This window comes from Microbacterium sp. NPDC064584, from assembly GCF_040687315.1.
Lineage (GTDB): Bacteria > Actinomycetota > Actinomycetes > Actinomycetales > Microbacteriaceae > Microbacterium > Microbacterium lacus.
Genome location: NZ_JBFBMZ010000003.1, coordinates 153,738 through 174,373, shown reverse-complemented (window position 1 = coordinate 174,373; position 20,636 = coordinate 153,738). Strand labels below are relative to the sequence as shown.

15 protein-coding genes and 4 tRNA genes are annotated in these 20,636 nt (G+C 68.5%); 11 read left to right on the top strand and 8 right to left on the bottom strand.

The features are described 5' to 3' along the window. Nucleotides 1-79: 79 nt before the first annotated feature. Nucleotides 80-2,965, top strand: coding sequence for an aconitate hydratase (locus AB0P18_RS06980; RefSeq protein ID WP_363359537.1), 2,886 nt, complete (start codon nt 80-82; stop codon nt 2,963-2,965). Nucleotides 2,966-3,067: 102 nt separating this feature from the next. Beyond that, nucleotides 3,068-5,035, top strand: coding sequence for a 1-deoxy-D-xylulose-5-phosphate synthase (gene dxs / locus AB0P18_RS06975; RefSeq protein ID WP_344053647.1), 1,968 nt, complete (start codon nt 3,068-3,070; stop codon nt 5,033-5,035). A 62-nt stretch (nt 5,036-5,097) separates the two neighbouring features. Here the strand turns inward: dxs and AB0P18_RS06970 are convergent, their stop codons facing one another. The 4 genes from AB0P18_RS06970 to AB0P18_RS06955 form a co-directional block, all read right to left on the bottom strand. Beyond that, complete coding sequence (locus AB0P18_RS06970; RefSeq protein ID WP_363359468.1) at nt 5,098-7,257, bottom strand: 3-hydroxyacyl-CoA dehydrogenase NAD-binding domain-containing protein; 2,160 nt, start codon at nt 7,255-7,257, stop codon at nt 5,098-5,100. Continuing rightward, nucleotides 7,257-8,465 (bottom strand): thiolase family protein, encoded by a 1,209-nt coding sequence (locus AB0P18_RS06965; protein WP_344053643.1) that lies wholly within the window; start codon nt 8,463-8,465, stop codon nt 7,257-7,259. Before AB0P18_RS06965 ends, AB0P18_RS06970 begins: the two co-directional genes overlap by 1 nt. Before the next feature lie 71 nt (nt 8,466-8,536). After that, on the bottom strand, nt 8,537-9,736 hold the full coding sequence (locus AB0P18_RS06960; RefSeq protein WP_363359467.1) for an HRDC domain-containing protein: 1,200 nt from the start codon (nt 9,734-9,736) through the stop codon (nt 8,537-8,539). After that, on the bottom strand, nt 9,729-10,319 hold the full coding sequence (locus AB0P18_RS06955; protein ID WP_344053640.1) for a DUF3000 domain-containing protein: 591 nt from the start codon (nt 10,317-10,319) through the stop codon (nt 9,729-9,731). Before AB0P18_RS06955 ends, AB0P18_RS06960 begins: the two co-directional genes overlap by 8 nt. A 25-nt stretch (nt 10,320-10,344) precedes the next feature. Between AB0P18_RS06955 and AB0P18_RS06950 the strand changes: the two genes are divergently transcribed. Continuing rightward, nucleotides 10,345-11,541 carry an alpha/beta fold hydrolase gene (locus AB0P18_RS06950; protein ID WP_344053639.1) on the top strand — a complete coding sequence of 399 codons (1,197 nt, stop codon included), beginning with the start codon at nt 10,345-10,347 and terminating at the stop codon, nt 11,539-11,541. Between the two features lie 10 nt (nt 11,542-11,551). Here the strand turns inward: AB0P18_RS06950 and AB0P18_RS06945 are convergent, their stop codons facing one another. Together AB0P18_RS06945 and AB0P18_RS06940 are read right to left on the bottom strand one after the other, a co-directional pair. Beyond that, nucleotides 11,552-11,989 (bottom strand): SufE family protein, encoded by a 438-nt coding sequence (locus AB0P18_RS06945; RefSeq protein ID WP_344053637.1) that lies wholly within the window; start codon nt 11,987-11,989, stop codon nt 11,552-11,554. A 24-nt stretch (nt 11,990-12,013) separates the two neighbouring features. Next, nucleotides 12,014-12,913 (bottom strand): sulfurtransferase, encoded by a 900-nt coding sequence (locus tag AB0P18_RS06940; RefSeq protein WP_363359466.1) that lies wholly within the window; start codon nt 12,911-12,913, stop codon nt 12,014-12,016. A 121-nt stretch (nt 12,914-13,034) separates the two neighbouring features. On the opposite strand from AB0P18_RS06940, the gene zapE reads away from it, so the two are divergent. From zapE to AB0P18_RS06925, 3 genes are all read left to right on the top strand, one after another. After that, nucleotides 13,035-14,069, top strand: coding sequence for a cell division protein ZapE (gene zapE / locus AB0P18_RS06935; protein WP_344053633.1), 1,035 nt, complete (start codon nt 13,035-13,037; stop codon nt 14,067-14,069). Between the two features lie 183 nt (nt 14,070-14,252). Continuing rightward, on the top strand, nt 14,253-15,527 hold the full coding sequence (locus AB0P18_RS06930; protein ID WP_344053630.1) for an ammonium transporter: 1,275 nt from the start codon (nt 14,253-14,255) through the stop codon (nt 15,525-15,527). A 76-nt stretch (nt 15,528-15,603) separates the two neighbouring features. Continuing rightward, a complete protein-coding gene (locus tag AB0P18_RS06925) occupies nt 15,604-16,113 on the top strand; it encodes a type II toxin-antitoxin system PemK/MazF family toxin (protein ID WP_363359465.1) in 510 nt (169 codons plus the stop codon). Between the two features lie 7 nt (nt 16,114-16,120). Here AB0P18_RS06925 and AB0P18_RS06920 read toward each other — a convergent pair. Continuing rightward, nucleotides 16,121-16,196: transfer RNA gene (locus AB0P18_RS06920), tRNA-Val, on the bottom strand. A gap of 151 nt (nt 16,197-16,347) precedes the next feature. On the opposite strand from AB0P18_RS06920, the gene AB0P18_RS06915 reads away from it, so the two are divergent. From AB0P18_RS06915 to AB0P18_RS06905, 3 genes are all read left to right on the top strand, one after another. Then, nucleotides 16,348-16,420: transfer RNA gene (locus AB0P18_RS06915), tRNA-Gly, on the top strand. Between the two features lie 54 nt (nt 16,421-16,474). Further along, nucleotides 16,475-16,545 (top strand) — tRNA-Cys (locus tag AB0P18_RS06910). 27 nt (nt 16,546-16,572) lie between these two features. After that, a tRNA-Val gene (locus tag AB0P18_RS06905) sits at nt 16,573-16,644 on the top strand. A 60-nt stretch (nt 16,645-16,704) separates the two neighbouring features. Here the strand turns inward: AB0P18_RS06905 and AB0P18_RS06900 are convergent. Beyond that, on the bottom strand, nt 16,705-17,865 hold the full coding sequence (locus AB0P18_RS06900; protein WP_344053626.1) for an SLC13 family permease: 1,161 nt from the start codon (nt 17,863-17,865) through the stop codon (nt 16,705-16,707). A 222-nt stretch (nt 17,866-18,087) separates the two neighbouring features. On the opposite strand from AB0P18_RS06900, the gene thrS reads away from it, so the two are divergent. Then, complete coding sequence (thrS, locus tag AB0P18_RS06895; RefSeq protein ID WP_363359464.1) at nt 18,088-20,097, top strand: threonine--tRNA ligase; 2,010 nt, start codon at nt 18,088-18,090, stop codon at nt 20,095-20,097. Further along, the gene (locus AB0P18_RS06890; RefSeq protein ID WP_363359463.1) at nt 20,094-20,636 is read left to right on the top strand and encodes an HIT domain-containing protein; all 543 of its coding nucleotides are present in this window, start codon (nt 20,094-20,096) and stop codon (nt 20,634-20,636) included. Before thrS ends, AB0P18_RS06890 begins: the two co-directional genes overlap by 4 nt.

Below are 20,636 nucleotides of genomic sequence, written 5' to 3'. Positions count from 1 at the left end.
TATCTTGACATCGAGATAAATTGCCCTGTTCCTCCAGTTAGGCGAGCCTTGCTAGCCAGTGCCCGTGAGGACGGGGAAGATGGGGATTCCGGGTCGTAGATCCGCTCCGCCGCCGACGAAGGAGACACACGTGTCCACGGTTGACAGCTTCGGTGCGAAGAGCACCCTGACGGTCGGCAGCACCGACTACGAGATCTTCCGCATCGATACGGTGCCGGGCTTCGAGAAGCTCCCGTTCAGCCTGAAGGTGCTCCTGGAGAACCTTCTGCGCACCGAGGACGGCGCGAACGTGACGAAGGCCCAGATCGAGGCCCTCGGCTCCTGGGATGCCGCGGCCGAGCCCGACACCGAGATCCAGTTCACGCCCGCGCGCGTCGTGATGCAGGACTTCACCGGCGTGCCCTGCATCGTCGACCTGGCGACGATGCGTGAGGCCGTCACCGCTCTCGGCGGCGACCCGAACCGGATCAACCCGCTCTCGCCCGCAGAGATGGTGATCGACCACTCCGTGATCGCCGATCTCTTCGGCACCGAGAACGCCCTCGAGCGCAACGTCGAGATCGAGTACGAGCGCAACGGCGAGCGGTACCAGTTCCTGCGCTGGGGCCAGACCGCATTCGACGACTTCAAGGTCGTGCCCCCCGGCACCGGCATCGTCCACCAGGTCAACATCGAGCACCTGGCGAAAGTCATCTACGACCGCACGGTCGACGCCACGCTGCGCGCATACCCCGACACGTGCGTCGGCACGGACTCGCACACCACGATGGTCAACGGACTCGGCGTCCTCGGCTGGGGCGTGGGCGGCATCGAAGCCGAGGCCGCGATGCTCGGTCAGCCCGTGTCGATGCTCATCCCGCGCGTCGTGGGGTTCAAGCTGACCGGCGCGATCCCCGCCGGTGTGACCGCCACCGATGTGGTCCTCACGATCACCGACATGCTGCGCAAGCACGGCGTGGTCGGCAAGTTCGTCGAGTTCTACGGCGAGGGCGTGGCCTCCGTGCCCCTGGCCAACCGCGCCACGATCGGCAACATGAGCCCGGAGTTCGGCTCCACCGCCGCGATGTTCCCGATCGACGACGTCACGCTGGACTACCTGCGCCTGACGGGTCGTGACGAGCAGACGGTCGCGCTCGTGGAGGCCTACGCCAAAGAGCAGTCGCTCTGGCACGACGCGTCCCGCGAACTGGTCTTCAGCGAATACCTCGAACTCGACCTGTCGACGGTCGTGCCTTCGATCGCCGGTCCCAAGCGCCCCCAGGACCGCATCCTGCTCTCGGAGGCCAAGAGCCAGTTCGAAAAGGACATCCTCAACTACGCCACGGCGACCTCCTCGGACTCCATCGTCGACCTCGAGGTCGATCAGTCCTTCCCGGCATCCGACCCGGGCTCCGTCCCCGGCGAGGAGGAGACCCACACGGGCGAGATCCTGATCTCCAGCGGCGGGCCCGCTGCCGCCTCGCGGCCGGTGCGCATCACGCCGCCGACCGGGTCGCCGTACGTGCTCGACAACGGCGCGGTCACCCTCGCGGCGATCACCTCGTGCACCAACACGTCCAACCCTTCGGTCATGATCGCCGCCGGCCTGCTGGCCCGGAAGGCCCGCGAGAAGGGTCTGAAGCAGAAGCCGTGGGTCAAGACCACGCTCGGCCCCGGATCCAAGGTCGTCACCGACTACTACGAGAAGTCCGGCCTGGACAAGGACCTCGAAGGACTCGGCTTCTACACCGTCGGCTACGGCTGCACGATCTGCATCGGCAACTCGGGACCGCTCATCGAGGAGGTCTCCGCCGCGGTGAACGATCACGACCTCGCCGTGACGGCCGTCCTCTCGGGCAACCGCAACTTCGAGGGTCGCATCAGCCCCGACGTGAAGATGAACTACCTCGCCTCGCCGCCCCTCGTGGTGGCCTACGCGCTGGCCGGCTCGATGAACTTCGACTTCGAGACCGACGCGCTCGGCAAGGATGAGGCGGGCAACGATGTCTTCCTGAAGGACATCTGGCCGGCGCCCGACGAGGTGCAGGAGATCATCGACTCCTCGATCTCGCGCGAGCAGTTCATCACGCAGTACGCGACGGTCTTCGAGGGCGACGAGCGCTGGAAGAACCTGCCGACCCCGACCGGACCCGTGTTCGAGTGGGACGCGGACTCGACGTACGTCCGCAAGGCGCCCTACTTCGACGGCATGTCGATGGAGCTCACCCCGGTCGCAGACATCACCGGCGCCCGGGTACTCGCGACCCTCGGCGACTCGGTGACCACGGACCACATCAGCCCGGCCGGCAACATCAAGGCCGGCACGCCCGCCGCGCAGTACCTGACCGAGCACGGGGTCGGTCAGAAGGACTTCAACTCCTACGGATCCCGCCGCGGCAACCATGAAGTCATGATCCGCGGCACGTTCGCGAACATCCGGCTCAAGAACGCCCTCGTCAGCGCGGTCAACGACGGCGCGGTCGTGGAGGGCGGCTTCACGCGCGACTTCACGCAGGAGGGCGGCCCGCAGTCGTTCATCTACGACGCGAGCCAGAACTATCAGGCTCAGGGCACGCCGCTCGTGATCTTCGGCGGCAAGGAGTACGGGTCCGGCTCGTCGCGCGACTGGGCGGCCAAGGGCACGAGCCTGCTCGGCGTGAAGGCCGTCATCACCGAGAGCTTCGAGCGCATCCACCGCTCGAACCTGATCGGGATGGGCGTGGTTCCGCTGCAGTTCCCGGCGGGCGAGAGCTGGGAGTCGCTCGGCCTGGACGGCACCGAGATCGTCTCGATCCACGGGCTCGAGCAGCTGAACGACGGCGTGACGCCGAAGACAGTCCGGGTGACGGCCGAGCCGAGCGAGTTCTCCGCCGCCGGCAAGGAGCCGATCGAGTTCGACGCCGTCGTGCGGATCGACACGCCCGGAGAAGCGGACTACTACCGCAACGGCGGCATCCTCCAGTACGTCCTGCGTTCGCTCGTCTGATCCGAGCGTTCCACGGGGGGCGGGGTGGCTTCACCCCGCCCTTTCGCGCACCCACCGCCGTTAGACTGACAGGGCCCGTCCGTGGCCCCGAAAGGAACCAGGATGTCGTTGCTGTCATCGATCTCGACTCCGCGGGACCTCGACGCGCTCAGCCTCGAGCAGCTCGAGCAGCTCGCCGCCGAGATCCGCGCGTTCCTCATCGAGAACGTCTCCCGCACCGGCGGGCACCTCGGTCCCAACCTCGGCATCGTCGAGCTCACGATCGCCATGCATCGCGTGTTCGACTCGCCGAACGACCCGATGATCTTCGACACGGGGCACCAGTCGTACGTCCACAAGATGCTCACCGGGCGCCAGGACTTCACCGGACTGCGCTCGCGCGGGGGATTGGCCGGCTACCCCCAGCGCTCCGAGAGCCCGCACGACGTCGTGGAGTCCTCGCACGCGTCCAGCTCCCTCAGCTGGGCGGACGGCGTGTCACGGGCCCTGACCCGGACGGGACGCAAGGACCGTCACGTCGTCGCCGTCGTCGGAGACGGTTCCCTCACGGGCGGGATGACGTGGGAGGCACTGAACAACATCTCCGACGACAACGACCGCAATCTCGTGATCATCGTCAACGACAACGGCCGCTCGTACGCCCCGACGATCGGCGGTATGGCGCGATACCTGAACCGCGTCCGCACGGCGGACACGTACCAGACCCTTCACCGCGGTTCGGACTCGTTCTTCGGCAAGCTCGGACCCGCCGCGCGCGCGTTCTACCGCGGCGTCCGCGGCGGCACGCACGGCTTCCTGTCGCGCTTCGTGAACAACGCGGCGCTGTATTCGAACCTCGACATCAAGTACCTGGGTCCCGTCGACGGCCACGACCTTCCGGCGCTCATCGAGACCCTCGAGCTGGCGAAGGACTTCGGCGCCCCCGTCATCGTCCACGCGATCACCGAGAAGGGCCGCGGCTACGAGCCTGCACGCAACGACGAAGCCGACCAGTTCCACGCGGTCGGCAAGATCGACCCGCTCTCCGGCGCCCCCGTCGGAGGATCCTCCGCCACGGCGTGGACGGACGTCTTCGCCGACGAACTCGTCGCCGTCGGGGAGGAGCGCGAGGACATCATCGGCATCACCGCGGCGATGCTGCGCCCGACGGGTCTGCTGCCGTTCGCCCAGCGATTCCCCGACCGCGTGTACGACGTCGGCATCGCCGAGCAGCATGCCGTCGCCTCCGCGGCCGGCCTCGCCTTTGGCGGTCTGCACCCCGTCGTGGCGATCTACGCCACGTTCATGAACCGCGCCTTCGACCAGGTGATGATGGATGTCGCTCTGCACCGTGCCGGCGTCACGTTCGTCCTTGACCGCGCCGGGGTCACCGGGCCGGATGGTCCGAGCCACCACGGCATCTGGGACCTGGCGATGCTGCAGATCGTCCCGCACATCCGCATCGCCGTCCCGCGCGACGCGGAGCGGCTCCAGGAGGAGCTGCGCGAAGCCGTCGCGGTCGAGGACGCGCCGACCGTCATCCGCTTCCCGAAGGGCTCCGTGAGTCCGACGCTGCCCGCGCTCGAGCGCCTGCCGGACGGCGTGGACGTCCTCGCGCGCTCAGACGCGCAGGACGTGCTCCTGATCGGCATCGGTCCGATGGCGCATATCGCGGTCGACGTCGCGGACCGCCTCCGCGCGCAGGGCATCGGTGCGACGGTCGTCGATCCGCGCTGGGTCGTGCCCGTGCAGCCGTCGATCATCGAGCTCGCGGCGGCCCACCGCCTCGTCATCACGATCGAGGACGGCATCCGCGTGGGCGGCATCGGCACGCGGGTGCGTCAGGTGCTGCGCGAGGCCAACGTCGACACGGCGGTGGATGAGCTCGGCATCCCCGACGAGTTCATCGACCATGCCAGTCGGGAGCAGATCCTCGAGGATGCCGGCCTCACGGCGGCCAAGATCGCGCAGGATGTCGTCTCCCAGGTCCTGGGTACGCGCATCCCCGTCGCCCGGCCGACCGAGCAGCGCCCGGAGTGGCTGACGGACGTGGACGCGCAGCAGCGACACGACGAGGTGCGCGACATCTGAGTCTTCCGCCACGCGACAGCGCCCGGTCTCTCGATAAGACCGGGCGCTGTGCGTTCGGCGGGTCAGCCCTCGATGCCGACGATCTTCGGGTCGTGGAACGTTCCGCCGAAGACGCGTTCGGACGCTCCCTCACGGTCCAGGTAGGGGGAGGCTCCACCGTCGATGAACGGCCACCCCGCACCGAGGATGAGGCACAGATCGATGTCCTCGACCTCGGGGACGACGCCCTCGTCCAGCATGATCCGGATCTCCTGCGCCAGTCCGTCCTGCACACGACGGAGGATCTCCTCCTCGGATGCCGGGGTGGAGCCGACGGCGCCCTTGAGCACCTTCTCGGCGGCTTTGGACCATCCGCTGACGCGCCCGGACTTGTCCTTCTCGACGATTTCCTCGAGCTCAGCGAGCTCGTGGAAGTTGGCGTTCGCGTAGAAACGGTCGGGGAAGGCGAGAGACATCGTGTCCTGCACGTGCGCCGCCACCTTCCAGCCGACGAGGTCGATGAGCGCGAACGGCGTCATCGGCAGACCGATCGGCGCGAACGCCTTCTCGACGGTCAGCAGAGGCGTTCCCTCGTAGACGGCACGCGCCGCCTCGCCCATGACCTTCGCCAGGAGGCGGTTCACCACGAATCCGGGAGCATCGGCGGTGAGGACCGCGTTCTTGCCGAGCCCCTTCGCGACGACGAAAGCCGTCGACAGAGCGGCATCCGACGTCTGCGGCGTCTTCACGATCTCGATGAGCGGCATGACGGCCACCGGGTTGAAGAAGTGGAAGCCGACGAGCCGCTCGGGGTGTTCGAGCTTCTCGCCGATCCGAGCCACGGAGAGCGACGACGTGTTCGTGGCGAGGATCGCGTCCTCGGCGATGATCTTCTCGATCTCGCCGAAGACGGCCTGCTTCACGCCGACCTCTTCGAACACGGCCTCGATCACGAAGTCGCAGTCCGCGTACAGACTCTTGTCGGTCGTGCCCGTCACGAGGGCGCGCAGCTTGTTCGCGGCATCCGCGTCGAGTCGCCCCTTCGCCTCGAGCTTGCCGATCTCGTCGTGGATGTATGCGACGCCCTTGTCGACGCGCGCCTGGTCGAGGTCGGTGATGAGCACCGGAACCTGGAACTTGCGGACGAACAGCAGGGCGAACTGACTGGCCATCAGACCCGCGCCGATGATGCCGACTTTCGTGACCTTCTTGGCGAGCTGCCGGTCGGGCGCACCGACCGGACGCTTGGCCCGCTTCTGGACGAGGTCGAACGCATACATCGAGGCGGCGAACTGATCGCCGGTCACGAGCTCGGCGAGAGCCTCGTCCTCGCGCGCGAACCCTTCGGCCTTCGTGCCCCCCTTGGCCTTGTCGAGCAGCTCGAGGGCGGCGTAGGGCGACTTCGGGACGGATCCGATCCGCGATTCGAGCATCCCGCGCGCCATCTTGATCGCGATGGGCCACTTCGTCAGGCGCTCGATCTTCCCCGGCTCGTTCTTCCGGTGCACCTTCACGGTGCCGGAAAGGACGCCGTCCGCCCACGCGAGCGAGTTCTCCAAGTAGTTCGCCGCGGGGAAGATCGCGTCCACGATGCCGTAGTCGAAGGCCTGCTGCGGCTTCAGCATCCGGTTCTGCTTCAGCGGGTTGGAGATCACGACCTCGAGGGCGTTCTCGATCCCGATCAGGTTGGGCAGCAGGTACGCGCCGCCCCAGCCGGGGATGATCCCGAGGAAGACCTCGGGCAGCGCGATCGCCGCGGCGGACGCGTCGACGGTGCGGTAGGTGGAGTTCAGGGCGATCTCCAGCCCCCCGCCGAGGGCGAGCCCGTTCACGAAAGCGAAGGTGGGGACGCCGAGCTCGTCGAGCTGGCCGAACACCTTGTGGCCGAGCTGGGCGATGAGCTTCGCGTTCGCCTTCGAGCCGACCCGGGAGATGTCGGACAGGTCGGCTCCGGCGGCGAGGATGTACTGCTTGCCGGTGATGCCGACCGCCTGGATCTCACCGGCCCCGGCGCGGACCTTCAGAGCGTCGAGCGTCTGACCGAGCTGCATCATCGTCGCAGGACCCAAGGTGTTCGGCCGCGTGTGGTCGCGCCCGTTGTCGAGCGTGATGAGCGCGAGCACCTTCCCGGAAGGCAGACGCACGTCGCGCACGGTCGAGCGGGTGATGACCTCGCCCTCCGTGAGCGCCTGGATGGGGGAGAAGTCGACGTCCGCGTACTGCTCGGCGACGGTCTTTGCCATTACTTCTTCTTCTTTCCGTCGAAGTGCGGGTTCTCCCAGATGACCGATCCGCCCTGTCCGAGGCCCACGCACATCGCGGTGAGACCGTAACGGACGTCGGGTCGCTCGGCGAACTGGGCGGCGAGCTGGATCATGAGACGCACGCCGGATGCCGCGAGCGGGTGGCCGAGCGCGATCGCCCCGCCCCACTGGTTGACCCGGGGATCGTCGTCGGCGATGCCGAAGTGGTCCAGCAGCGAGATGACCTGGATCGCGAAGGCCTCGTTGAGCTCGAACAGACCGATGTCGTCGATCGACAGGCCGGCCTTCTTGAGCGCCTTCTCGGTCGAGGGGATCGGGCCGACCCCCATCACCTCGGGCTGCACGCCTGCGAACGCGAACGAGACGAGCCGCATCTTCGGAGCCAGGCCCAGTTCCTTCACGGCGCCGCCCCCCGCGAGGAGACTCATCGTCGCACCGTCGGTGAGAGGGGAGGATGTGCCCGCGGTGACGCGCCCGTGCGGACGGAACGGGGTCTTCAGGGCCGCGAGACCCTCCATCGTCGTCTCGGGGCGTCGCCCCTCGTCCTGGGTCGCCAGGCCCCATGCCCCCTCGGCATCCTTGATGGCGACCGGGACGAGATCCGGCTGGAACCTGCCCGCCTCGTATGCCGCCTGTGCCTTGTGCTGGCTCAGCATGCCGTAGCGGTCGGCGCGCTCCTTTGTCAGGTTCGGGAACCGGTCGTGCAGCCGCTCGGCGGTCAGGCCCATGTTCAGGGCGTCCGCGCTCACGAGCTTCTCGGCCACGAACCGGGGGTTCGGGTCGACGTTGCTGCCGTCGAGCGGGTGGCGGCCCATGTGCTCCACGCCGCCGGCGAGGGCGAGGTCGTACATGCCCATGCCGATCGAGCCTGCCATCGTCGTGACACTCGTCATCGCACCCGCGCACATGCGGTCGATCGCGAACCCCGGCACCGTCTGCGGGAGCCCCGCGAGAAGGGCGACAGAGCGCCCGAGGGTCAGCCCCTGATCTCCGGTCTGCGAAGTCGCGGCCAGCGCGACGTCGTCGATGCGGTCGGCGGGAACGCCGGGATTGCGCTCCATGAGACCGATGGTCGCCTTGACCGCCAGGTCATCTGCGCGGGTGTTCCAGTACATGCCCTTTTCGCCGGCGCGCCCGAAAGGGGTGCGCATTCCATCGACGAAATAGACGTCCGAGATCTCGGCCACTCTGCCTCCGTAAGTTGGGATGCGATCAGCCTAGGAGCCGCCCGAATCGGTCCGGAATCGGTTGGAGGAACCTACGAACCGGTCTCGGGGGCCGGCGGAGGGGTTTGCACGGATTGCACAAAGGCATCCGCGATCAGCTGTGCGGTCTGCGCAATCTGCCAGGGCCGGGCGCCCCATTCCGCGAGCGCGTCGCCGATCGCTGCCGCGCTGAGGGGCTCGGGCGGGCTCCATGCGAGACGCCGGAGCAGCTCTGGGGACAGCAGGTTCTCGGTCGGCATCCCGAGCTGCTCGGCGAGCCCCTCGACAGCGGGACGCGCAGCCTTCAGGCGCAGGTCCGCGGGCGGATTGCGATCAGCCCACGCGCGCGCCGGTGGGATCGAATCGCCGCCGGGCGCCCGCTCGAGGGGGAGGTCGGTCGCGGCCCGGCCGGCCTCGAAGGCCGCCCACCAGCGGTCGAGCTGGCTCCGACTCGCGCGCCCGGTGAACTCCTTCACCTGGGCGAGTTCCTGCTTCGTCTTCGGATCCGCGATCAGCGCGGCCACGAGCGATCGATCGGGCACCAGACGCCCGGGGGCGATGTCCTGCTCGCGCGCGTACTCCTCGCGCGCCGTCCACAGCGCCCTGGCCACGGCGAGGGCGCGGCGACCACGGACGGTGTGCAGACCGCTGAGGCGCCGCCACGGGTCCTCGCGCGGCGGCTTCGGCTCACGCTCGAGCACGGCCTGGAACTCCTCTGCGGCGAACGCGGTCTTCCGCTGCTCCTCGAGCTCGGCGACGAGGACGTCCCGCACGTCGACCAGGTGCTCGACATCGAGGGCGGCGTATTCCAGCCAGGACTGCGGCAGGGGACGAGTGGACCAATCGGAGGCCGAATGGGCCTTGGCCAGTACGATCCCGAGCGTGTCCTCCACGACCGCACCGAGTCCGACCCGCGCGTGTCCGAGCATCCGGGCAGCGAGCTCGGTGTCGAAGATGCGATAGGGACGCAGATCGAGCTCGCGCAGGGACGGGAGGTCCTGGCTCGCGGCGTGCAGCACCCACTCCTCGCGGCCGATCGCTTCCTGCAGCGCGCCGAAGTCACCCACCGCCGGCGGATCGAACAGGAACACGCCGCTTCCCCGGCGGAAGACCTGGATCAGATAGGCGCGCTGGGAATAGCGGAATCCCGAGGCACGCTCGACGTCGACCGCCACGGGGCCGGTGCCGCCGACAAGCGCGGCGGCCGCCTCCCCGAGCCCTGCGGCATCCGTGATCACGGTGTAGTCAGTCACGCGGCCCCCTGTGCGATCCGAGCACCGCGATGTCCTCCGAACCCGGCGGGAGCCCCGCCAACATGCAGACCAGTTCCGCCCATGCTTCGACGTGCGGGGCGATCTCGCCATCCGGCGACCACGACGCGCGCAGCTCGATCTGCGCCCCGTCACCCTCGGCCGCGAGCGAGCCGAAGCCCGTCGACAGGGTCTTCGTCGCCGTCCCGGACGCGGAATGGAATCCCGCCCGTCGCGAGCCCAGGGCATCCATCAGCCACGACCAGGCGACGTCGGCGAGCATCGGATCGATGCCGATGTCGGGTTCGAGCGGGGCCTGGGCGAAGCAGACGATGCGCCACGGTCCGTTCCACGGAGACGGCTCGCCGGGATCATGCAGGAGGAGGAAACGGCCCGTGCCGTACCGGGAATCCTCGCCCTCCGCGTCGGGTCGCACGTCGCCGGCCAGGGCGATGCACTCGGGCGCCAGGCCGCCGGGAGCGGGGATCTCCCGCACCGACAGATCGGGGCGGAAGACGGTCGCACGCACGCTCGCCGCCGCACTCTCGAACGACGGCGACGCGCTCGGAGGACGAAGCTCAGCCACGCCGAAAGACTAGAGTGGGGCCTCGATGGTCGACTCCAGGCGCGCCGCGATGGCCCCTCCCGCACTCCAGGCCGGTGTCCGGGCCGCCCTCGTGCTGCTCGGCGGAGCGCTCGGACTCACGGTGTCGGCCCTGGCGCTGACGTCCTTGCACCTCGCCCGGCGGGTGGTGACCCCCGCCGCACGCGTGCCGGATACGCGGATCCTCAGCCTGGACACGTCCGCGCAGACGATCACGTTGGCGCGCACGCCGGACACTGAGCTGCCGGGTCGCTACGGACTGTTCACCAGCGGCACGGAGTCGTACGTGAAGCTCGGATCCGTCCTCGCGGAAGACGCCACGAGCGTCAAGCGGAAGCTCCTGACCGAGATCGGTCCCCAGGCGCGGATCTCCGCGGACGCCGCGTTCAGCGGCTGGTACTACGACACCCCGGCGGAACTGCACCTCCCGTACACGTCCGAGCTGATCGGGTCGGCGGTCGGCCCCTGCCCGGCGTGGCTGTTCCCCGCGGGAACGGGAGAGGTCTGGGTCATCCAGATCCACGGGCGCGGGACGACCCGCGCCGAGTGCCTGCGCGCGGTGCCCCTCTTCCACGGTCTCGGCATCACGTCGCTCCTGGTGTCGTACCGCAACGACGGCGAGGCACCCCGGAGCCGTGCGGGCACGTACTCCCTCGGCGCGACCGAGTGGCGCGACGTCGACGCCGCCATCGGGTTCGCGCGGCGTCGGGGAGCGAAGCGCATCGTGCTGATGGGCTGGTCGATGGGCGGCGCGATCGCGTTGCAGCTCGAGCTGAACTCCGCACACCGCGATGTGCTCGCGGGCGTGATCCTCGAGTCCCCGGTCGTGGACTGGCGCGTGGTGCTGGGCTATCAGGCCCGCCAGCAGCACATCCCGACCGCCGTCACCGGGCTCGCGATCGGCGCGCTGCGCACGGAGTGGTCCGCGCACATGGCCGGGGCCGGGGCGGCGATCCCGTTCGACCGGCTCGACGTGATCGCGCGCGCACCCGAGCTGCGGCATCCGATCCTCATCCTGCACAGCGACGACGACGGCTTCGTGCCCTCCGACGCGTCGCACGATCTGGTCGTGGCGCGGCCCGACCTCGTGCAGATGCAGGTCTTCGACACCGCCCGCCACACGAAGCTGTGGAACTACGACCAGGAGCGCTGGAGCGGGAGCATCCGCTCGTGGCTGGAGGAACGGGCGCTCCTACCGGAGTGAGTGTGGTCGCTCACGCGCGCTTCGTGCGGACCTGACGCTTGACGCGCATCAGCATCCCGGTCATCCCGGCGATGCGCAGAGGGGAGACGGCACGCGTGAGTCCGATGCTCTGCGGGAAGTCGTCCGGCACCGCAAGCACCTCATCGGCGGTGAGACCCGAGATGCCCTGCGCGAGGATGCTCGCGAACCCGCGAGTCGTCGGTGCTTCCGCCGGAGCCGTCGCGTGCATCGTCACGACGTCGTCCGAGGAGACCTCGACGATGATGTAGACGGGGGACTGGCACTCCGCGACGCGCTCACGCAGCTCGGGATGACCCTCCAAACGCGCGGGAACCTCGGGGAGCTCGTTCGCGAATTCCAGGAGCAACTGGAGGCGTTCAGGCTCGGGCAGCTCGAGGAAGTCGTCGCGGATCTCGGCCAGCGGCGCGGGAAGAAGGTCGGAAGTCATCCCTGACATCCTTCCACGGTCGATTCAGGCGGGCACGGACCCCGGCTCGGCGCCCACCGCGATCGGTACGCGCACCGCGCTGCCCCACTCGGTCCAGGAGCCGTCGTAGTTGCGCACATCCTCGAAGCCGAGGAGGTGCTTCAGGACGAACCAGGTGTGACTGGATCGCTCGCCGATGCGGCAGTAGGCCACCACGCTGTCCCCGTCGGCCAGGCCGACCTCGTCACGGTAGATCGCGTCGAGTTCGGCGCGCGGCTTGAAGCCGCCGTCCGGGGCGACCGCCCGCGCCCACGGCACGCTCGCCGCCGTCGGGATGTGGCCTGCGCGCAGCGCGCCCTCTTCCGGGTACGCGGGCGCGGATGTCCGGGAACCGTCGTACTCCTCCGGCGAGCGCACGTCGATCAGCGGCTTGCCGAGGTGGGCGAGCACGTCCTCCTTGTAGGACCGCAGTGAGCTGTCGTCGCGCTCGATCACCGGATAGTCGGTCTTCTCGCGGACGGTGGGCTCGGTCGTGAGCGGACGGCCGTCGGCGATCCATCCGTCTCGACCCCGGTCGAGCAGGCGCACATCCTCGTGACCGAACAGCGAGAAGACCCAGAGCGCATATGCGGCCCACCAGTTGTTCTTGTCGCCGTAGATCACGATCGTGTCCTCGCGGGAGATGCCCTTCGCGCTCAGCAGCCGCGAGAAACCCGCGCCGTCGACGTAGTCGCGTACGACCGGGTCGTTCAGCTCGGTGTGCCAGTCCACCTTGACGGCACCGGGGATGTGTCCCGTCTCGTAGAGCAGGACGTCCTCGTCCGATTCGACGACCACGAGACCGGGGGTGCCGAGGTTCTCCTCGAGCCACGCTCCGGTGACGAGCCGTCCGGGCTCGGCGTACTCGGCGAACTTGGGGGAGGACGTGTCGAACGCGACGGTCATCGGGGCTCCTCGGATCGGGACGGGTGCGGTCGGGCGTAGGCTGGCACCGCGTCTTCGAGCCTAGATTCCCGGGTGGAGACGTGCACCCACCCGCGTAAGAAGGCGACACAGGATCAGCAGGATGACACCCTCCACGGCCATCACGGGAATCGTCCATCTCACCGAGCGGACACCGCAGATCTCGGGCGCCGACATGGTCGCCTCACTCGTGCCGCCTCCGCAGTTCGCCCAGGCGAGCTTCGAGTCGTACCGGGCGGATGCCGCCTTCCCCTCGCAACAGGAGGCGAAGGCGACGCTGATGACTTTCGCCGGTCTCGGCGCGGCGCAAGAGCGCGGGGGACTGTTCCGTCGCGCGAAGAAGACGCCGGATCCGAAGCCGGGAGTGTATCTGGACGGCGGATTCGGCGTCGGCAAGACGCACCTGCTGGCGGCGATCTACCACGCGATGCCCGTGCGCCGGAAGTACTTCGGCTCGTTCATCGAATACACCGCCCTCGTGGGAGCCCTCGGCTACAAGAACACCGTCGATCTGTTCCGCGGTTCCGACCTCCTCTGCATCGACGAGTTCGAGCTCGACGACCCCGGCGACACGATGGTGATGACGCGGCTCCTCGGCGAACTCGTCGCCTCGGGCACGCGACTGGCGGCGACTTCCAACACGCCGCCGAACGCCCTCGGCGAGGGCCGGTTCGCCGCCCAGGACTTCCTGCGCGAGATCCACGCGATGGCGGCGAGCTTCGAGACGATCCGCATCGACGGGACCGACTACCGCCACCGGGCTCTCGACGGGCACGCCGACGTGCTCACCGAGGCCGAGTACGCCGAGAAGATCGCGGATGCCGCAACCTCCGGTGCCGTCTCCGACGACGCCTTCGCCGACCTGGTCGCCCATCTGGCCACCGTGCACCCGTCCCGCTACATCCGGCTCATCGAGGGTCTGTCCCTGGTCGGGATGCGCGACGTGGCTCCACTGAACGATCAGTCCGCGGCGCTGCGGTTCGTCGCGTTCATCGACCGCGTCTACGACGCGCAGCTGCCGATCCGCGCCACGGGTGCGAGCCTGGATCTCGTCTTCCCCGAGGAGATGCTCGCCGGCGGGTACCGCAAGAAGTACCTTCGGGCCATCTCGCGCCTGATCGCCTCGACGCTGGACTGAGTCCAGACGCAATCGCGGCGATTCATGCGGGTCTCGCGGCCCGAGGAAACCTGATGTTTACCTGACCGCGCCCGACGTAACAGACGCGAAACACACTCTCCGGCCGCAGGAAACCCGGCGCCTCGACACTGGGACCACCCGACGCTTTCTACCCTGCGTCCCTGCAGAGAGGTTCACTTCGAGATGGATCAAGGCAACACGGCATTCATCCTGATATCGGCAGCGCTGGTCCTGTTGATGACTCCAGGACTCGCTTTCTTCTACGGCGGCCTCGTCAAGGCCAAGAGCGTCATCAGCATGATGATGCTCAGCTTCGGCGCAATGGGACTCATCGGCGTCCTGTGGGTCCTGTACGGCTACGCGATCGCGTTCCCGGCAACCGCGGAGGGCACCGTTCAGTTCCCGTGGGCGATCGACCCCGCAGAGTTCGGGCTGGCGAACCTCCTCGAGACGCCCGACGGTGCGGCTTTCCCGCCGCTGGCCTTCGTCGCCTTCCAGGCGACGTTCGCGATCATCACGGTGGCGCTCGTGTCCGGCGCGATCGCCGACCGTGCCAAGTTCGGCGCGTGGATGATCTTCGCGGCGATCTGGGCCACGGTGGTCTACTTCCCCGTGGCCAGCTGGGTGTTCAACTTCGGCCTGGCCGATGACGGCAGCTTCGCCTACGGCGGCTGGATCACGTACGGCATGCAGAACGTGTTCGGGGTCGGTGCGATCGACTTCGCGGGTGGTACCGCCGTGCACATCAATGCCGGTGCCGCTGCCCTCGCGCTGGCACTCGTCCTCGGCAAGCGCGTCGGCTTCCAGAAGGGCGTGCACGTCCCGCACAACCCGCCGTTCGTCCTCCTCGGGGCGGGCCTGCTGTGGTTCGGTTGGTTCGGCTTCAATGCCGGATCCGAGCTCGCCGCCGACAACACCGCGGCGATCGCCTTCGTCAACACGATCGCCGCACCCGCTGCGGCACTGCTGGCCTGGCTGATCGTCGAGAAGATCAAGGACGGCAAGCCCACCTCGGTCGGCGCCGCCTCCGGCGCCGTCGCGGGCCTCGTCGCCATCACCCCGGCGTGTGCCTCGCTCACTCCGATCTGGGCGATCGTCCTCGGCCTCGTCGCCGGAGCGGTCTGCGCCCTGGCGATCGAGCTGAAGTTCAAGCTCGGCTTCGACGACTCGCTCGATGTGGTCGGCATCCACCTGGTCGGTGGCCTCATCGGAACCCTGTACCTCGGCTTCTTCGCGAACGGGACGGGCCTGATCTACAGCGGCAGCGGAACGCAGCTCCTCGTGCAGGCGATCGCCGCCTTCGCGGTCATGGCGTACTCGTTCGTGCTGGCCTGGATCATCGGCTTCGCGATCCAGAAGACGATCGGCTTCCGCGTGAAGAACGAGGACGAGATCGCCGGCATCGACACGATCGTCCACGGCGAAGAGGGCTACGTCCTCGCCGACACGAAGGCCTGATCGACAAGCTCACCACGCAGAACACCCCGCGACCTCGGTCGCGGGGTGTTCCGTGTGTCGGGGCTATCGTCTGAGGATGGCCTCGCGAAACACCCTCCGGAGTGCACTCGTGCGACTGTTCCGCCCCGCGCGGGCGCGGACGCCCGCGGCATTACGACCGACGGCCGGCGGCGCGACGGGCACCGTCGAGCTGGATCCCCGCCGTGTGGAACCGGTGGCCATCGGCTATGCGCCGCGACGCGACGGCGCGCCCGACGCGGGAGAGGTCGTGTGGACCTGGGTGCCGTACGCGGAGAACGACGGGCGCGGGAAGGACCGGCCGGTGCTGATCATCGGGCGGCATGGCACCGATCGCGCCTTCGCCGTGAAGCTCACGAGCAAGGCTCACGACGGGGAGCGTGACTTCCTCCCGATCGGACCCGGCGCGTGGGATTCCCAAGGGCGTCCGTCGTGGGTGGACATCGATCAGCTCTACAGCGTGCACGCGGACGGCATGCGCCGCGAGGCCGCCGCACTGGATTCCGCCCGATTCCGGATCGTGGCCGAGGCTCTGCGCCGTCGGTACGGATGGGAGTTCGCCGGCTGAGCGGCTGTGGTGGGCGATACCAGACTCGAACTGATGACCTCTTCCGTGTGAAGGAAGCGCGCTACCAACTGCGCCAATCGCCCGTGGCCCTGCGGGGCCGAGACTCGATCCTACCCGATGCCGGAGGGTTGCCCGAACCGTCGGTGACCGGTGACACGCGCGGGTCGCGCCTGGTTTGGCGAGTGTGAATTCATCGGCTAAAGTCGTTCAAGCGCCCGGAGCAATCCGGGCCACGCGGATGTAGCGCAGTTGGTAGCGCACAACCTTGCCAAGGTTGGGGTCGCGAGTTCGAGTCTCGTCATCCGCTCGAGTGCAGGAGTCTTCTTCACGGAAGACCACCGCACGTGGGGTCAATCCACACGGTGGCGTGGCCGAGCGGCTAGGCACCGGCCTGCAAAGCCGTTTACACGGGTTCGAATCCCGTCGCCACCTCGCCGACAACTGAATATGCCCGTACGGGCGCGATTGGCGCAGCGGTAGCGCGCTTCCCTGACACGGAAGAGGTCACTGGTTCGATCCCAGTATCGCGCACACATGAGAACCCCCGGACAGCCGGGGGTTTTCGCTTTTCCACCCCGGATGCGAGAGCCCTCAGCGCACAGCGAGCGGGAGAGTGGCCAGCAGGACGGTCACCGGAGCGATCGCGAGGCCGAGCAGGACATAGCGCCGCCACGGCACATCGACGCCGACAGCGTGCAGCCGCTGATGCCACAACAGCGTCGCCAGCGACGCCCACGGGGCGATGAGCGGGCCGGCATTCACCCCGACCAGGAGTGCCGCCAACCGCTCCGGAGCTCCCGCAGCCGCCTCCAGTGCGAGGTACGCGGGGAGGTTGTTGATCGCATTCGCGCCGAACAGGCCCGCTGCGGCGACCTGCAGGAGGTCCGATGGCGACGTCCCCGTCCCCACGATCGCCTCCAGGACCCGCTGAGAGCCGAGCGCCTCGATCGCCCCGACCGCCAGGAACAGGCCGGACGCGAAGACCAGAAGCTGCCAGGGCACGAGTCCGAGGCGGAGAGTCCGACGCGAGCGCACCGCGAAGACGATCGACAGCGCGATCGCGGCGGCGGTCGCCGGTATCCACGGGGGCATGCCCGAGACGAGGAGCGGGAGCAGAGCGATCACCACGACCGCGGCCGTGATGAGGAGGACGCGGTCCTCGACGTGCGGAGGCGTCGCCAGCAGATAGCGTCCGCGCAGACTGCGGCGTTGCGCGAGCAAGAGGATGAGAACCGACACGGCGATCGCGACGAACGCGGACGGACCCGTGAGGGCGAGGAACTCCAGCGGCCCGGCGATGCCGAGGCGCTCGACGGCGAGCAGGTTCGTGAGGTTCGACACCGGAAGCACGAGCGACGCGGTGTTGGCGAGCACGACGGTCGTGAAGGCGAACGGCAGGGGGTCCAGACGGTGGGCCCGGGCCACGGCCACGACGACGGGTGTCAACAGGACGGCGGTCGTGTCCAGCGACAGGAAGGCGGTGGCGAGGATCGCCAGCACGACGACCAGCGCCCACAGCACCCACGTGCGTCCACGCGCCCATCGGGCCAAGGCGAATGCCGCCACGTCGAAGACGCCTGCCGCGGCGGCGAGCTCGGCCACGATCGTCACCGCGACGACGAACGCGAGGATCGGCCAGACCCGGTCGGCGATCGCGAGCGCGTCAGCCGCCGGAAGCACTCCGGTGATCACCGCCGCACCACCGAGCAGCAGAAGGCCGGCACCGACCAGGGCGAGTTTCACAGCATCCATCATCGCGTCCGCGCGCGGCGCGGGCGGACCCGACCGGCACCGATCGGCCCACCGCGTCCGCGGGAGCGCGGGCCCTAGACTGGAGGGATGGGACTGCGCCACCACGGGACCGCGACGACTGTCGCCCTCCTCGGCGCGCGAACGCGCGGCGCCTGAGCGGGCAGGGCGCGCCGCGCCCGAAGCTGAGCCATCCTTCATCCGAGTCACCTCTGGAGAATTCCCTTGACCGATGTCACCCTCCCGTCGAACGTGTCGCTGCCCGCCGACGGCTTCGCCCTCTTCCCCGATCGCTCGGTCGTGGCTCTGCGCGTCAACGGCGAGCTGAAAGACCTCGCCACGACCGTCCAGCCCGGCGATGACGTCGAACCGGTCTCGATCGACAGCGCGGACGGGCTTTCGATCCTCCGACACTCCACGGCGCACGTGCTCGCCCAGGCCGTTCAGCGCATCGACCCGCAGGCGAACCTCGGCATCGGTCCGCCCATCACCGACGGCTTCTACTATGACTTCGGCGTCGCCGAGCCGTTCACGCCCGAAGCTCTCAAGGCGATCGAGAAAGAGATGCAGCGCATCGTCCGCGAGGGACAGCGCTTCGTCCGCCGTGTGGTCAGCGACGACGAAGCGCGTGCCGAGCTCGCCGCCGAGCCGTTCAAGCTCGAACTGATCGGGCTCAAGGGCGGCGGCGCGGACAAGACCGAGGGGGCCTCCGTCGAGGTGGGCGCCGGCGAGCTCACGATCTACGACAACGTCGACCGGGACGGCGAGGTCGTCTGGAAGGACCTCTGCCGCGGACCCCACCTGCCGAGCACACGGCTCATCGGCAACGGGTGGGCGCTCACCCGCATCGCCGCGGCCTACTGGCGCGGGAGCGAGAAGAACCCCCAGCTGCAGCGCATCTACGGCACCGCTTGGCCCACGAAAGATGACCTGCGCGCGTACCAGCAGCGTCTCGAGGAGGCCGCGAAGCGCGACCACCGGCGCCTCGGCAAGGAGCTGGACCTGTTCTCGTTCCCGGAGGAGATCGGCTCGGGCCTCTCCGTCTGGCACCCGCGCGGCGGCATCGTCCGTCAGGAGATGGAGCAGCATGCGCTCCGCCGCCACCGCGCGGCGGGCTACACGTACGTGTACACGCCGCACATCACCAAGCGGGACCTCTTCATCGAGTCCAATCACCTCGTCACGTACGCGGAGGGAATGTTCCCGCCGATCCGCATGGACGAGGAGCGCGACGAGAACGGCGAGATCACGAAGCAGGGCGTGGACTACTACCTCAAGCCCATGAACTGCCCGATGCACATCCTCATCTACCGCGAGCGGGCGCGCAGCTACCGGGATCTGCCGATGCGCCTCGCCGAGAACGGCACGGTGTACCGCAACGAGCTCTCCGGCGCACTGCACGGCCTCACTCGCGTCCGCGGGTTCACCCAGGACGACGCGCACCTGTTCGTGACTCCGGAGCAGCTCGAGGGTGAGGTGTCGAAGGTCCTCGAGTTCGTGCTGTCGCTTCTGCGCGACTTCGGGCTGAGCGACTTCGAGCTCGAGCTGTCGATGCGCGACGACGAGAAGGCCAAGTGGATCGGTGACGAGGCGCACTGGGCGGAGGCGACGGATGCGCTGCGACGCGTCGCGCTGGCCAGCGGGCTGAAGCTCACCGAAGTCCCCGGCGAAGCGGCCTTCTACGGACCGAAGATCGACCTGAAGGTCAAGGATGCCATCGGGCGCACCTGGCAGCTGTCGACCGTCCAGCTGGACTTCAACCTTCCCGAGCGGTTCGATCTGGAGTTCACCGACCGTGACGGCCTGAAGAAGCGGCCGGTCATGATCCACCGGGCGCTGATGGGTTCGATCGAGCGCTTCTTCGCGATCCTCCTCGAGCACTACGCCGGCGCGTTCCCGGTGTGGCTCTCGCCGGTGCAGGTGGTCGGCATCCCCGTCGCCGAGCAGTACGGCGAGTACCTCGACGAGATCATCGCGCGTCTGGTCGCCGAGGGCGTGCGCGCCGACGTCGACCACAGCGATGACCGCATGCAGAAGAAGATCCGCACGCACACGACCCAGAAGGTCCCGCTGCAGCTGATCGCGGGTGAGCAGGATCGTGCCGGCGGTACCGTGTCCTTCCGGTTCCGCGACGGAACGCAGCAGAACGGCATTCCCGTGGCGGATGCCGTGCAGCGCATCCTACGGGCGATCGAGGACCGCACGCTGGTGGACACGGCCGAGGATCTGGCATGAGCGACGAGGGACTCGTTGAGGCGGCCCGGCTCGCCGGAGTCCCCGACCAGTTCCAGCGACTGTGGACCCCGCACCGGATGGCTTACATCCAGGCGGGTCCGCAGCCTCTGCGCGATGCATGTCCCTTCTGCGCGGCGCCCGAGAAATCGGACGAGGACGGGCTGATCGTGCACCGTGGGCGCTCCGCCTACGTGTTGCTGAACCTGTTCCCGTACAACTCAGGCCACCTTCTCGTCTGCCCGTACCGGCACATCGGCCAGTACGACGAGGCCTCTGCCGAAGAGGTCGCGGAGATCGGCGCGCTGACGCAGACCGGGATGCGGGTGCTGCGCGAGGTCTCCCGCTGCGACGGGTTCAACATCGGCATGAACCAGGGCGCCGTCGCCGGCGCGGGCGTGGACGAGCACCTGCATCAGCACATCGTGCCGCGCTGGAGCGCGGATGCGAACTTCTTCCCGATCATCGCCAGGACCAAGGCACTGCCGCAGTTGCTGGGCGAAGTCCGCCGGGCGGTCGCCGAGGCCTGGCCGACAGTCTGA

Bases quoted from the DNA above. Each gene is read 5' to 3' on its own strand.
- AB0P18_RS06980 (WP_363359537.1), top strand. From the start codon at position 80: ATGGGGATTCCGGGTCGTAGATCCGCTCCGCCGCCGACGAAGGAGACA.
- dxs (WP_344053647.1), top strand. From the start codon at position 3,068: ATGTCGTTGCTGTCATCGATCTCGACTCCGCGGGACCTCGACGCGCTC.
- AB0P18_RS06970 (WP_363359468.1), bottom strand. From the start codon at position 7,257: ATGGCAAAGACCGTCGCCGAGCAGTACGCGGACGTCGACTTCTCCCCC.
- AB0P18_RS06950 (WP_344053639.1), top strand. From the start codon at position 10,345: ATGGTCGACTCCAGGCGCGCCGCGATGGCCCCTCCCGCACTCCAGGCC.
- AB0P18_RS06945 (WP_344053637.1), bottom strand. From the start codon at position 11,989: ATGACTTCCGACCTTCTTCCCGCGCCGCTGGCCGAGATCCGCGACGAC.
- AB0P18_RS06940 (WP_363359466.1), bottom strand. From the start codon at position 12,913: ATGACCGTCGCGTTCGACACGTCCTCCCCCAAGTTCGCCGAGTACGCC.
- zapE (WP_344053633.1), top strand. From the start codon at position 13,035: ATGACACCCTCCACGGCCATCACGGGAATCGTCCATCTCACCGAGCGG.
- AB0P18_RS06930 (WP_344053630.1), top strand. From the start codon at position 14,253: ATGGATCAAGGCAACACGGCATTCATCCTGATATCGGCAGCGCTGGTC.
- AB0P18_RS06925 (WP_363359465.1), top strand. From the start codon at position 15,604: ATGGCCTCGCGAAACACCCTCCGGAGTGCACTCGTGCGACTGTTCCGC.
- AB0P18_RS06900 (WP_344053626.1), bottom strand. From the start codon at position 17,865: ATGGATGCTGTGAAACTCGCCCTGGTCGGTGCCGGCCTTCTGCTGCTC.
- AB0P18_RS06890 (WP_363359463.1), top strand. From the start codon at position 20,094: ATGAGCGACGAGGGACTCGTTGAGGCGGCCCGGCTCGCCGGAGTCCCC.